The sequence below is a fragment of the Pseudomonas sp. PDM20 genome, assembly GCF_014852575.3.
GTDB lineage: Bacteria > Pseudomonadota > Gammaproteobacteria > Pseudomonadales > Pseudomonadaceae > Pseudomonas.
In genome coordinates this window covers 3664170-3676936 of the sequence record NZ_CM181224.1, presented here as the reverse complement: position 1 = coordinate 3676936, position 12767 = coordinate 3664170, and the positions used below count along the sequence as shown (strand labels likewise).

The window sequence follows — 12767 nt, the reverse complement described above, 5'->3', positions numbered from 1 at the left end:
TTACCTCAGTCCAGTTTGTCGCCTTCGATGTGCCACTTGGCCAGCAGCGCGGCGTAGCTGCCGTCGGCCTGCATGTCCTTGATGATCTGCGTGACGGCCTCGCTGAGCTGCTTGTCGTCCTTGCGGATGCCCAGGCCGGTGAGGATGCGCGCGAAGGCCGGCACGCCGATCTCGAACAGGTCCGGCGCCATGCTCTGGTAGTAGCCGGCGGTTTCCACGGTGGTGCCGTAGGCGTCGGTCTGGCGGATGCGCAGGGACTGGAAGGCATCGGTGTCGGTGTTGTAGACCACCACCTTCATCGGCGGCTTGCCGGCCTTGGCCAGCTTCTCGTTGTGGGCGTCGAGCAGGGTGCGGATGGTTGAACCGTTGAGCACCGCGACCTTCTTGCCGGAGAGGTCGTCCAGCGTGCGGATACCCTCGGGGTTGCCCTTGGCGACCACCACGGCCTGGCTGGAGTACATGTAGTTGACCATGTCGATCACTTCGCGCCGTTCGGGCTTGTCGAACAGCTGATCCACCAGCATGTCGCACTGGCCGGCCAGCAGCGCCGGGATCAGCCCGGAGAAGGGCGTGATGCGCCAGTCGATCTTCTTGTCGCCCAGGCGCTTGGCGATGGCTTCGCCGAGGTCGATGGTGACCCCGGTGAGCTTCTGGTTCGAGTCATAGAAACCCATGGGCGGGGAGTCCATGCCGCCGCAGAAGGTCACCTTGCTGGCGTTCTGCAAGCGGTCGGGAATCTTCACATCGGCGTGCGCCAGCGGGGCGGCCAGGCAAAGGGCGAGAAGGCACTGCGGGATCCTGCGTTCGAACATGTTGAGCTCCGGGGTGGGGTTGCCAGGGGCAGTTCAGGGACACAGAAGTACGGGTCTAGGCGCCCGTTGCTTCGATTCGCTTCTTCGTGGATTGCGTTTGGGTGGATTGCGCGTGGGTGGCACGCGCTTTCAGGTGGCTTGAGCCTCCAGAAACTTCGCCAGCGAGGGAATCGTCCCCTCGATGTGGTCGCAGATCACCCGCTCGGCTTCGCGGGCATCGCCCGAGCGCAGGGCGTCGAGGATCACGGTGTGTTCCTCGCGGGCGCTCATGGGCTTGTCGACGTGCTGCAGCCACAGGCGCATGTGCGGCTCGATCACCGAATAAAGCGCGGTGATCTGGCGCAGCAGGCGCGGGCGCCCGGCGAGGCTGCAGAGGTATTCGTGGAAGGCGCGATGACGGCTGACCCACTCGGCGCTGTCGTCGCGGTAGTCGTCCATCTCGTCGAGCATGCGCTCCAGACGGGACAGGTCGCGGTCGGTCAGTTGCGGCACGGCGATGCGGATGGCCAGGCCTTCCAGGGCGCTGCGCATCTCGAAGACTTCGCGCATCTCTTCGATGTTCAGGCCACTGACGATGGCGCCGCGATTGGGCCGCAGGGTCACCAGGCCCTCGGCGTCCAGGCGCTTGAAGGCGCCGCGCACGGGCATCCGGCTCATGCCGATCTCGCTGGCGATATCTTCGGCCACCAGGCGGTCGCCGGTCTTGTAGCGGCCGGTGCAGATAGCCTGGAGGAGGTAGTCGTAGGCCTCGTCTTCGGCGCTCATCGGTGGGCGGGCAGCGGGTACCAGGCGCATGGGGTGTTCCTCGTGGATTTTTGGATCCAATTATCCATGCATGCAATTAAGCAGTTGCCATGCCAAAGACGGCGAAACGATTGGAAGTGGGCGGGGTAGAGCGGTGCGCGCAGGAAACCGGCGTAGGAGGCGCGACGGGGAAAGGGGGCGAAACGGTAACGGATGGGGTGATTCGTGCGCGTTCACGGTGCGCATCGGTAACGTTGTGGTGCGTGTTTAGACGGTGCAGGAGCGGGTCGTGCGTGCGACCAGCTGCGCGCCAGGTCGGTCAGGCAGGCGCGCAGTTGGCTCCGGCCTGCCGGCCGGTTCGCGGGCAGGGTCCGCTCCTGCAGGGGACCGATCAGGTACCGATCACGCCGCCATCATCCTTGGTGATCACCAGCGTCGTGGAACGCGGGATGCTCTTGCCGTCGCTGGCCGGGAAGCTCAGGGTCGGGTGCTGGATGTTCACCCACAGTGTCTTGCCGTCCGGGGTCTGGGTGATGCCGGTCAGCTCGCAGCCGCGCGGACCGACCAGGAAGCGCCGTACTTCACGGCTGTGCGGGTCGGCGCAGAGCAACTGGTTGCAGCCCATGGCTTGCATCGCCGGGACGTCATCGTCGTAGTCGGTTTCGATCCACAGGCGCCCGGCGGTGTCGAAGTACAGGCCATCCGGCGAGGAGAAGATGTCGCCGTTGATGGTGCCGATCAGGTTTTCCGGCGCGCTGGCGCCCTTGTGCTCGCCGGCCAGCAGGAAGATGTCCCACTGGAAGGTGGTGGCGGTCGGGTCGCCGCCGGCCTCGTTCCAGCGCAGGATCTGCCCGTGCAGGTTTTCCTTGCGCGGGTTGGCGGCGTCCACCGGCTGCTTCTTGCCGCGGGCATCGTTGTTGGTGAGGCTGACGTAGACCTCGCGGGTGGTCTGCTGCACGGCGACCCACTCGGGGCGGTCCATCGGCGTGGCGCCCAGCTTGTCGGCGGCGGCGCGGGCGTTGACCAGCACCTCGGCCTGGCTGGCGAAGCCGTTCTCGGCGCTCAGGCCATTCTGCCCGTGCACCAGCGGCAGCCACTGGCCGCTGCCATCGGCATTGAAGCGGGCGACGTAGAGGGTGCCTTCGTCGAGCAGGTCGACGTTCGCCGCGCGGTTGTTCGCGTCGTATTGGCCGGCCGGGACGAATTTGTAGATGTACTCCCCCTTGGTGTCGTCGCCGTAATAGAACGCCATGCGGTTGTCGGCGCCCAGCGAGAGGGTCGAACACTCGCGGCAGAAACGGCCGACGGCGGTGCGTTTCTTCGGCGTGGAGGTCGGGTCGAAGGGGTCGATCTCCACCACCCAGCCGAAGCGGTTCGGTTCGTTGACGTGGCCGCCATGGGGCTGGTCGGCCTTGGGCGTGGCGTCGAAGCGCGCATCCACCGCTTCCCAGGCGTAGTAGTTGCTGAACTGGCCGTTGGACAGGCCGTAGCGCTTGTGCGAGACGCGCTTGGCGTAGTCGTCCTTGTCGCGGTTGACGAAGTACTGGTGCCAGTTCTCTTCGCAGGCCAGGTAGGTGCCCCAGGGCGTGACGCCCATGGAGCAGTTGTTCAGGGTGCCGAGCACCTGTTTGGCCTCGGGGTCGCTGGCGGTGCGCAGCAGGTCGTGGCCGGCCAGCGGGCCGGACAGGTCCAGTGGCGAGCTGCCGGTGATGCGGCGGTTGTAGCTCGAGCCCTCGACGCGCTGCCACTGGCCGCCGGGGTCCTTCTTCACCTCGATCACGCTCAGGCCATGGGCGGCGATTTCCTTGCGTACCTCACCCTCCGGGCGGCCGCGCGAACCATCGGGGCGGTCCTCGAAGGTCTGGCCCTTGGGGTGCAGCGTCGGGTTGATGTACTCGTGGTTGATCACCAGCAGGCCGTGGCTGTCCGGCGCATCGGGGAAGGGGAAGTAGTGCATGCCGTCATGGTTGTCGCCGGCCTGCAGTTCCTGGGCTTTCCAGTCCTCGCTGGCATCGCCTTTCCAGGCCGGCGAGCCGCTCACCACGGCGTCGCCCCAGGAGAAGAACGGCCGCGCGCTGTAGCCTTCGGCGACTATCACCCGGTCGAACTTCGGGTCCTGCTGCACCGGCACGCCCTTGAAGCCCAGCAGCGCGGTGGGCACCGGGGCGTCGGCGGCAAACAGCGAGCGGCCGGGGAACAGGCCGCCGCCGAGGAAGCCGACGGCGCCCAGCACCAGGCTGTTCTTCAACAGGCGGCGGCGCGAGGCGTCGATGATCTCGCTCATCGGCAGGTTGCCGGAGGGGTTGATCGACTCATCGTCGAAGGCGGAAAGATGGGCGTGGAAATCGGTCGGCTCGGCACTCATCGGGAGGTTTCCTGGATTCGGTAATGGAAGGTGTTGCGCACGTTGGCCACGGCGACGGCCTGGCCGTCGATTACCCGTGGCTGGTAGCGGAAGCGGGTGGCGGCCTGCAGCGACGGGCGCTCGAACACGCTGTGGCTGCAGGCGCCGGGGACCACGCGCGGGTCGCGCACCGAACCGTTGGGGGCGACGGTGTATTCCACCGTGCAGTCGCCTTCCAGATGGCGGTCGAGGGCGCTGTCCGGGTAGGTCGGAGCCTTCTTCACCAGTGGCTGGTAGTTCTGCGCGGCGCGGGCGGCCTCGGCGGCGGCTGCCTGCTGTGCGGCGAGCTGGCGGTCGTGTTCGGCGCGGGCCCGTTGCTCGGCCTGCTGGCGTGAGCGCTGCTCCTGTTCCTGGCGTTGCTGCTCGGCGATGCGCTGCTGCTCCTGGCGCCGTTCCTCGCGCTGGCGCTCTTCGCGTTCACGCTGCTCGGCCTTGCGCCGGGTCAGTTGGGCGACGTCAGGTTGCGGCGTCGGACGCGGCGCCTCGACCTGTGGCGGGGGCGGTGTAGCGGGCTCGGGCGGTTGCACCACGGGGGGCGGCGCTGGCGCGATGGGCGCGGGGCTCGGCAGGCTGACCAGCGCGGTACGCATCACCTTCGGCGCCGGGGTAGCCGGCGCCGACGGGTGGAAACCGATGTACAGGCCGGCCAGCGCGAGCGCGTGCAGCCCGACGCTGATGGCGGCAGGCAGGGCGCGGCGGGTGATCCTGGGGTTCACGATTGCGGCGCCTCGGTGATCAGTCCGACATCGCTGACGCCGCCGCGCTGCAGGGCGGCCATGGCGGCGATCACCCGACCGTAGTCCACCGCCTGGTCGGCGCGGATCAGCACCTGGGTGTCGGCGCCCAGGCGGGTGAGCTTGGCGGTCAGCTCGTCCAGGTTGCCGGCGGCGTCGGTGCGCTGTTCGGTATCCACCTGGCTGCCCAGGTACCAGTGGTAGCCGCCGTCGGCCTGCACCGTGAGCGTCAGCACCGGGCGCTCGGTCTCGCTGGGTAACGCCTCGCTGGCCACCTTGGGCAGTTCCACCTTCAGGCCCTGCTGGATCATCGGGGCGGTGACCATGAAGATCACCAGCAGCACCAGCATGACGTCGATGTACGGCACTACGTTCATTTCCGCCTTGGGCGCGTGCTTGCTGCGTATGCGTCGCATGGCCGGCCTCCGGTCAGGCCGCCGCGGCCAGCGCCGGGGCGGCGTGGATGCGGCGGTTGAGCTGGGCCTGCAGCTGTTCGGCGAAGGCGCAGTAGCGGCCCAGCAGCTGGTCGGAACTGGCAGCGAAGCGGTTGTACGCCATGACTGCCGGGATTGCTGCGAACAGGCCGACGGCGGTGGCGACCAGGGCTTCGGCGATGCCCGGCGCGACGGTGGAGAGGGTGGCTTGCTGCACGCCGGAGAGGCCGATGAAGGCGTTCATGATCCCCCAGACGGTGCCGAACAGGCCGATGTACGGGCTGGTGGAGCCGACCGTGGCAAGGAACGGCAGGCCGCGCTGCAGGCGTTCCTCCTCCTGGGCGATGACCACGCGCATGGCGCGCTCGCTGCCTTCGATCAGCAGCGCGGGATCGATGCCCGGCTCGTCACGCAGGTGCAGGAACTCCTGGTAGCCGGCATGGAAGATACGCTCGACGCCGGCGTCCTCGCCGGGTTCGGTGGTTTCCCGGAACAGCCGCTGCAGGTCGCCGCTGGCCCGCCAGCGCGCTTCGAAGGCGCGCAGGCGACGGCGGGCGCCGCCCAGCAGCAGGCTGCGCTGGACGATCACGTACCAGCTCGCCAGCGAGGCGGCCAGGAGGATCAGCAGCACGGCCTGGGCGAGCGGGCTGGCGGCTTCGACCAGTGCCCAGATGCTGGTGTGTTCGAGAGTGGCTTGCATGGTGATCTCCCGGTGAGGCTCCCCGACACGGGGAGCCTGGTGGTCAGTCGAGGTTGAGGGCGCGGGCGATGTCCGCCCACGGCACGTACTTGAAGTTCTGCGTGCCTTCGGGCAGGCGCTTGCGGCCGTCCTGCACCACCAGCATCCCCTGGCCGAACGCGCCGCCCAGGTTGGCCGAGGTGACTTCGATACCGTCGGTTTCCGAGGTGCCGTCGATGCCGGCAGCGGCGTTCAGGCCGACGCGGAAGGCACCACGAACGCGGTAGGGCGCGGCGGCGTCGAGCACCAGGTAGCTGTCGTTGCCCTGGCTGGAAACCAGCAGGTAGCTGGCCTTGGCACCGTGGTAGAGGGCCAGGCCCTCGACGTCGTCACGAAGCAGGTCGCCCACGGCCAGTACCTGTTCCGGCTCGGCCTTGGCGTCCGGCTCGGCCCCGAGGGTCCAGACCGCCACGTCTTCTTCGCCGAGGAACAGCCGCTGGTTGCGGTCATCGGCGACGCAGCCTTCGGGCTGGCTGGCGACGCGGAATTCGCGCAGCAGCTCGCCTTTCACCTGGCCGCCGGGGGCGCTCAGCCGGTACTGCTGGAAGCGTCCGTCCTTGTCATTGACGAAGGCCTGGATGTCGCCGTCGCGGGGCGCGTACAGGCACAGGCCGTAGACTTCCTCCAGCGGCGTTGGCACCCGGCCGATCTCGCGCACCTTGCCGTCGGCCGGCTCGATGGCGAACAGGGTCAGGCTGTTGTCGCTGCGGTTGCTCGCCACCGCCAGGTCGACGCGGCGATTGCCGAGCCGGAAGCCGTGGCGCACGTCGACGTTGTTCACCAGCCCGGCAGCCAGGCTCTGCAACTGGCGACCCTGGAGGTCAAAGACCAGCAGGCCTTCCTGCTTGTTGGTGCCCAGTACGCGGCTGAGTTTCGGGTTCTTCGCGCTGACCCAGATCGCCGGGTCATCGGCGGCGTCGCCATGGCGCTGCACGCTCTGCGTCTGCACCGCCGGCATCACCTCGGGTAGCGTGCGGGGCGCTTCGGCGCGTGCGGGCAGGGCAGGGACTTCGGCGTGGTAGTAGTGCCCGCTGGCGTCGTCCTGCAGGACGATGCGCAGCGTGCCGGCCTGTTCGGTGGCCGCGAGTTGTTCGGCTTTCTTCGGGCCGTTCAGCGCGATCGCGCCGAGGTTCTCCCAACCGTCGCCCTGACGCACGTAGCGCTGCAGGGCAGGGCCCTTGTCCAGCGCGAGCACGCCGTCGGACACCACCGCCAGTCCGCTGACCGATCCGGCGAGCCTGCCATAGGGCGCGCTCAGGTCCACCGGCAGGCGGCTGCCGTCAGCCTCCGGGTTGGCAGCATAGGCCCAGAGGCCTATGCCGGGTTCGTCGACGTACAGGGTGCCGTCGCTGTCGTCGGCACGGCACAGCTCGGCGCTCGGCGGCAGGGCCAGGCGACGCACCTTGCGCGCCTCGCGCTCGAGCTTCTGGCCGTGGCCGACCAGCCATTGCTCGCCCTGGCCGTTCTCGCCGACCAGGAACAGGTAGAGGTTGGCGCTGGCGTCACGGTAGAGGCACTGGCCGTTGACCGCGAAGTCCGGGCTCGGCAGGCGCAGCGCAGCACCCCAGTGGCCGTCGCCGGCCAACGGCTGCAACAGCGGCTGCTGGCGTTCCCGGTCGAAGGTGGCGAGCAGGCTGCCGTCGCCCCAGGGGCGCTGGTCGAGGAAGTCGTAGCGGCCGGCGAGGCGACCGCGTTCGCTGCCTGCCTCGTCCAGCAGCAGGAGACCGTCGCGCTTGCTGGCGACGACGCTGCCGGCGCCGGGCAGCAGGGCGATGGCCTGGGCCTTGGCACGGGTCGGCCAGGGTTGCAGGGCGACGGATTCGGCGCAGGCGTAGCCGGCCAGCAGCAGGCCGGCGAGCAGCGGAGTCAGGGAGTAGCGGCGTTTCATGGAAGGCGTCTGTCCTTGTGGTGCTGCGCGGACGCCGGCGGACCGGCGTGCGCGGTCCTCAGAAGTGGGTGAGGGTCAGGCCGACGGTGTAGGTCGGGCCGTACTCTTCGTACTGGTAGTTGTAGCGACGGTGGCCGCTGTAGATGTAGTAGGGCTCGTCGCCGAGGTTTTCGGCGTTGAAGAACACCTGCAGGTTGTCGGTCAGCGAGTAGCGCGCGCTGAAGTCGATCTGCGTCTGGTCGTCGACGCGACTGTCGTAGCGCTTGTCGCTGACGTTGCCGACCTCGTAGAGGTAATCGGACTTGTAGTTGGCGGTCAGGCGCAGGCTCAGGCGGTCCTTCTCGTAGCCGATGAGCAGGTTGCCGGTGACGTCGGACTGGCTGGGCAGGTCGATGTTGCGCTTGTTGCCGTCGGCATCGGCGATCTCGGCACGCGAGCGACTGAAGGTGGCGTTGGCGCCCAGCAGCAGGCCGTCCCAGGGCGCAGGGAACATGACCATTTTCTGCGACCAGGCCAGTTCCAGGCCGTAGACCTTGGCCTTGTCGCCGTTGGCGAAAGTGGCCGCCTCGTCGAAGTCCACCCAGGCGCCGCTGCCGGCGAGGTCGGTGTTGTAGACGAAGTTCTTGATGTCCTTGTAGAACAGCGACGCCGAAACCACGCTGGCGCGGCCCAGGTAACGCTCGATGGTCAGGTCCAGGTTGTGCGAGCGCAGGGCGGCGAGGTCGGGGTTGCCGAACTCGGCTTCGTCGCCGTCGATGGCATAGCCGGGCGCGAGTTGCTCGAAGGTCGGGCGCACCACGGTGTTGGTCCAGGCCGCACGGATCTGCGTCTGGTCGTCCAGCTGGTAGCGGGCGTGCAGACCCGGCAGCCAGTGGTGGTAGTCGCGCTTGCGCTCGATGGCCTGGTAGTCGCTGTTGTCGATGCCGGTGCCGCTGGCCTCGAAGTGCGTGCCCTCGTAGCGCAGGCCGGCGATGAAGCGCCAGTCGCCGACGTCCACGGTATTCATGAAGTAGCCGGCATCGATGTCTTCGTGCATGCGGAAGTCATTGATGGTGGAGGCCTCCTCGTCGTAGTACTGCGACGCGTCCAGCCCGCCGATGAGGTGCTTGATGGCGTCGGCGGAGATGCCCTGGCCAAACTTCTGCAGGCGGTAGTGAACGGTGCCGTCCAGCGCGTTGGAGAGGTTCAGCTGGTCATCGCTCAGGCCCGCGTCGGCGAGGTCTTCGTACTTCCAGACGTCCTCGTCGTTGTCCTTGGTGCGTCGGCTGAGCTTGCCGCCGAACTTGAAGGTCGACGCGTTGCCGGCCAGGTCGTAGTCGCGGGCCAGGTCCAGGCGCAGGTTCTTCTCGCGGTCGGAGGTGTAGGACTTGCCCCACTCGACCTTGTCCAGGCTGAACCGGGTCGGGTCGTAGAAGGCCGAGTCGATGTTCAGGCGGGGCTTCTCGCTGTCATACCAGCCACTGTCCATGTCGCCGCCGCTGTAGACGGCCGGGTCGATGTGGCCGGGACTGTCCTCGTCGGATTTGCTCCAGCCGACCTGGCCGCTGAAGGTCCAGTCGCCGCGCCGCTGTTCGCCGCCGAAGACATAGGACTGGATGGTCTGGGTCTCCTCGCGGCTCTTCAGGCGCCGCTCGACTTCCGCTTCGCCGCTTTCGCCTTCGGCCAGGGCATCCTCGAAGTCGATCTTGGTGGACTGCCGGGTTTCCTCGTCCTTGAACTCGCTGTAGAGCGTGCGCAACCAGAGCTTGCTGTCGTCGTCCGGGCGGTAGTCGAAGTTCAGCGCGCCGCCGCTGCGTTCACGCTGGATGTCGTAGTCGCGTTGCTCCAGGCTGTTGAGCCGGGCGCCGTCGTCGAAGTCCCAGTCGCCGCCGGTCTCGACGTTGTCCGAACCGAACTTGCGCTTCTGCCAGCTGAGCGCGGCGGCCACGCCGAAGTTGTCGGTGCCGTCGCCCAGGCTGAAGCGCTGGCTGGCGGCGCCGGAGTATTTCGGGCTGAAGCGGTTGGTGTTCTCGTCGTAGCTGGTCTGTGCGGTGCCGCTGAAGAACAGGCCGTCATGGTCGAAGGCGGAGAGGCTTTCCACCTCGATGGTGCCGCCCAGGGAGTTGGCGTCCATGTCCGGGGTCAGGGTCTTGACCACCGACAGTGACTGGATCAGTTCGCTGGGCAGCACGTCCAGCGCCACGGCGCGGCGACCGGCCTCGGGCGAGGGCACCAGGGTGCCGTTGATGGTGACGGCATTGAGGTCGGGGCCCAGGCCGCGAACCCGCACGAAGCGGCCTTCGCCCTGGTCGCGCTCGACGGACGTCCCCGGTACGCGCTGCAGGGCTTCGGCGGCGTTGCTGTCGGGCAGCTGGCCGATGCTGTCGGCATGCACCACGCTCTCCACGCTGTCGGAGCGGCGCTGCTGACGCAGGGCCTTGTCCAGGCTGTCGGCCTGGCCGTACACGGTGACGCTTTCGCCGGCCTCGGTGGTTTCCTCGGCCCAGCCTGACGGCGTGGCGGCAATCGCCAGCGCCAGGGCGCTGACCTTGAACAGCGGACGCAGCGTCCGCGGCAATTGCTGATCGATCACGGCATTTCCCCTTGTGCCTGTTCCCCCGACCGGGGCGATTGGGCCCGGTCAACTGGGGAGCGGAAGCTAGGCAGCGGGAATGACGGTTACGTGACAGCGATCGGCTGCAGGCCGCGAAATACAGGGGTTTCAGCGTTGCAGGGCGCGTTTCTGAGCCCAATTGACCCGGTGCGTTCGGCTCAGCCCCGGCGGCAGGGCGCAGGGCTTGGTGCGGGGAGCGGCGGCACAGGACTTTTTCGCAGGATGGGGGCGGTTTCGAGTGAGCCGATTGCACCCTCGGCACTGTCATCAAAGCATCACGGGGACCTGTTTGGCTGGCGTCCGTCACTCGTTGCGGATACCGCTCCCATGTCCAACCTGCTCAAGCTGCACCGCCTGAAACTGATCGCACTGGTCGTGCTCGCCAACATCGGCCTGGTGCTCTACCTCGCAGCCGGGCACATCAAGACCTGGGAGCGGATCGACTGGCTCGACGTGGTGGGCGAGGGCGGTTCGGCGCTGCTGGCCTTCTGCTGGGTCTGCCTGGTGCTCGCGCACCGGCCGGCCGGGCGGGTCACCACGTTGCTGGCGGTGGGCCTGGGAGCGGTGTTCTTCTCCATGTGGATGGATGCCCTCGACGAATTCATCCAGCTGCCTGCGGAGATTTCCTGGGACCACTGGCTCGAATCGGTGCCGATGCCCATCGGCCTGCTGCTGATCACGCTCGGCCTGTACCACTGGAGCAAGGAGCAGAAAGCCCTCGGCCAGCAGCTGAGCAAGCGCGAGCGGCTGTTCCGCGAGCACCTCCACCACGACCGCCTGACTCCGCTCAACGGCGCTGCCTACCTGCGCCGGCAGATCGAGCTGGAGCAGCGTCGCTCCGGCGAGGAGCAGCAGGCGTTCTCCCTGGTGCTGGTGGACCTGGACGACTTCGCACCCTTCAACCGCAACCATGGCCACGCCGAGGGCGACCGCGTGCTGCAGGCGGTGAGTCAGTTGCTGTTGCTCAACCTGCGCCACTGCGACCTGTTGTGCCGGCTGGCGGGTGATCGTTTCGTTGCCCTCCTGCCCGGCACCGGCGAGGCCCAGGCCTGGCGCATCGCCGGGGAGCTGGAGAACGCCGTGCGCTACTACGCGCACAAGAGCGTGCCCCAGGGCGAGAGCCTCGTCCTCAGCGCCACTGCGGTGGCCTGCATGGCGCGCGACGAATCGTCGGACAGCCTGCTGGAGCGGCTGAGCCTGTCCATGGCGCGCGCCAAGTCACGGCCGCGCCTGGCCCGCAGCGCCTGAGGCCTGTCGCATGGAGGCCCCGTTGAACTACTACGAGCGCGACCTGCGCTTCATCCCGGCGCAACACCAGCCAGCCTGCCTGCTCGACCTCGCGCTCAGCCGCGAACTGGACAGTCACCGCCTGCTGCGTGGCACCGGGCTGTTCCAGGAAGACATCATCGCCGGCCAGCGGTTGATCAGCGCCGAGCAGTACCTGCGGCTGGTGGACAATTGCCGCCAGGGCAGCGGCGGCGAGGAGCTGGGCTTTCTCTTCGGCCAGCGCCTGCTGCCGGGGCACCAGGGCGCCGCCAGTGGCGCGCTGATGCACGCCGCCAACCTGCAGGAAGCGCTGGACCTGCTGATCCGCCACCGCGCGCGCTTCAGCCCGTTGCTCGCCCCGCGCCTGCTGGTGGAGGAGCGCTTCGCCTGCCTGTACTGGGTCGACGCCTGTGGTGTCGGCGGCGCCCGTCGCTTCCTGGTGGAGAGTGGCATGACCGCCGTGACTGCGCTGTGCCGCTGGTTGTCCGACGAGCGCCTGCCGTGGAAGTACCTGTTCGCCCATTCGCGGCCCGACTACATCGAGCAGTACCAGGCGCACCTGGGGCTCAACCTGCAGTTCGACTGCCATGTCGATGCCATGCTGATTCCCCGCGACTACCTGGTGAAGCCCTGGCCGCGCGCCTCGCTCACCGCCGGCCAGGCGGCGCAGCGCGATGCGCGGCGCGAGCAGGAGCAACTGGGTCTGGGTGAGGGCGTTCTGGAGCATGTCTACCGCCTGTTGCAGCGCGAGGCCCGCGACCCGCTGAGCCTCGACCGGCTCGCCGAACGCATGGGCATCAGCCCGGCCACCTGCAAGCGCAAGCTGCAGAAACACCAGACGCACTTCCAGGCGGTGCACGACGAGGTGCGCAAGCACGTGGCGCTTTACCTGTACTGGTCGCGTGGCTACAGCAACGAGGAGGTCGCCGAGTACCTGCGCTTCACCGACACCACCAACTTCCGCCGCTCATTCAAACGCTGGACGGGCCTGGTGCCCAGCGCGGTGCGGGATCTGCGGCCGGGGCGGGATAGCTGGCTGGAACACCGTGCAACGGATAGTTGAGCGAAACGGTTGGTGATGCAGTTCGCTTTCTATAGAATGCGCAAACGTTTCAGCAGACCATGCATCCCTCCCACAACAAAAGCCAAAGCC

The 12767-nt window shown here is 67.8% G+C and carries 10 protein-coding genes; 2 read left to right on the top strand and 8 right to left on the bottom strand.

Going from position 1 to position 12767, the window contains the following annotated elements; translation table 11 throughout:
• Positions 1-5: 5 nt before the first annotated feature.
• From IB261_RS16760 to IB261_RS16725, 8 genes are all read right to left on the bottom strand, one after another.
• Positions 6-812 (bottom strand): ABC transporter substrate-binding protein, encoded by an 807-nt coding sequence (locus IB261_RS16760; RefSeq protein WP_081518193.1) that lies wholly within the window; start codon positions 810-812, stop codon positions 6-8.
• Positions 813-941: 129 nt separating this feature from the next.
• The gene (locus IB261_RS16755) at positions 942-1607 is read right to left on the bottom strand and encodes a GntR family transcriptional regulator (RefSeq protein WP_081518192.1); all 666 of its coding nucleotides are present in this window, start codon (positions 1605-1607) and stop codon (positions 942-944) included.
• Positions 1608-1947: 340 nt separating this feature from the next.
• Entirely contained in the window at positions 1948-3921 is a 1974-nt protein-coding gene (locus tag IB261_RS16750) for a PhoX family protein (protein WP_192382621.1), read from the bottom strand.
• A complete protein-coding gene (locus IB261_RS16745; protein ID WP_318652468.1) occupies positions 3918-4676 on the bottom strand; it encodes an energy transducer TonB in 759 nt (252 codons plus the stop codon). The genes IB261_RS16750 and IB261_RS16745 overlap by 4 nt, the downstream gene beginning before the upstream one ends.
• Positions 4673-5110 carry a protein TolR gene (gene tolR / locus IB261_RS16740; RefSeq protein WP_017516969.1) on the bottom strand — a complete coding sequence of 146 codons (438 nt, stop codon included), beginning with the start codon at positions 5108-5110 and terminating at the stop codon, positions 4673-4675. The genes IB261_RS16745 and tolR overlap by 4 nt, the downstream gene beginning before the upstream one ends.
• 13 nt (positions 5111-5123) lie before the next feature.
• Positions 5124-5828 (bottom strand): protein TolQ, encoded by a 705-nt coding sequence (gene tolQ, locus IB261_RS16735; RefSeq protein WP_151187332.1) that lies wholly within the window; start codon positions 5826-5828, stop codon positions 5124-5126.
• A 43-nt stretch (positions 5829-5871) separates the two neighbouring features.
• Positions 5872-7755, bottom strand: coding sequence for a phytase (locus tag IB261_RS16730; RefSeq protein WP_192382620.1), 1884 nt, complete (start codon positions 7753-7755; stop codon positions 5872-5874).
• Positions 7756-7813: 58 nt separating this feature from the next.
• On the bottom strand, positions 7814-10327 hold the full coding sequence (locus IB261_RS16725; protein WP_192382619.1) for a TonB-dependent receptor: 2514 nt from the start codon (positions 10325-10327) through the stop codon (positions 7814-7816).
• 348 nt (positions 10328-10675) lie between these two features.
• On the opposite strand from IB261_RS16725, the gene IB261_RS16720 reads away from it, so the two are divergent.
• Positions 10676-11596, top strand: coding sequence for a GGDEF domain-containing protein (locus tag IB261_RS16720; RefSeq protein ID WP_192382618.1), 921 nt, complete (start codon positions 10676-10678; stop codon positions 11594-11596).
• A 10-nt stretch (positions 11597-11606) separates the two neighbouring features.
• Positions 11607-12677: an AraC family transcriptional regulator gene (locus IB261_RS16715; RefSeq protein WP_037005978.1), complete on the top strand. Its 1071-nt coding sequence runs from the start codon at positions 11607-11609 to the stop codon at positions 12675-12677.
• Positions 12678-12767: the final 90 nt, after the last annotated feature.

Coding starts and splice junctions, on each gene's coding strand:
- tolR (WP_017516969.1), bottom strand. CDS start 5,110: ATGCGACGCATACGCAGCAAGCACGCGCCCAAGGCGGAAATGAACGTA.
- IB261_RS16755 (WP_081518192.1), bottom strand. CDS start 1,607: ATGCGCCTGGTACCCGCTGCCCGCCCACCGATGAGCGCCGAAGACGAG.
- IB261_RS16715 (WP_037005978.1), top strand. CDS start 11,607: ATGGAGGCCCCGTTGAACTACTACGAGCGCGACCTGCGCTTCATCCCG.
- tolQ (WP_151187332.1), bottom strand. CDS start 5,828: ATGCAAGCCACTCTCGAACACACCAGCATCTGGGCACTGGTCGAAGCC.
- IB261_RS16760 (WP_081518193.1), bottom strand. CDS start 812: ATGTTCGAACGCAGGATCCCGCAGTGCCTTCTCGCCCTTTGCCTGGCC.
- IB261_RS16730 (WP_192382620.1), bottom strand. CDS start 7,755: ATGAAACGCCGCTACTCCCTGACTCCGCTGCTCGCCGGCCTGCTGCTG.
- IB261_RS16750 (WP_192382621.1), bottom strand. CDS start 3,921: ATGAGTGCCGAGCCGACCGATTTCCACGCCCATCTTTCCGCCTTCGAC.
- IB261_RS16720 (WP_192382618.1), top strand. CDS start 10,676: ATGTCCAACCTGCTCAAGCTGCACCGCCTGAAACTGATCGCACTGGTC.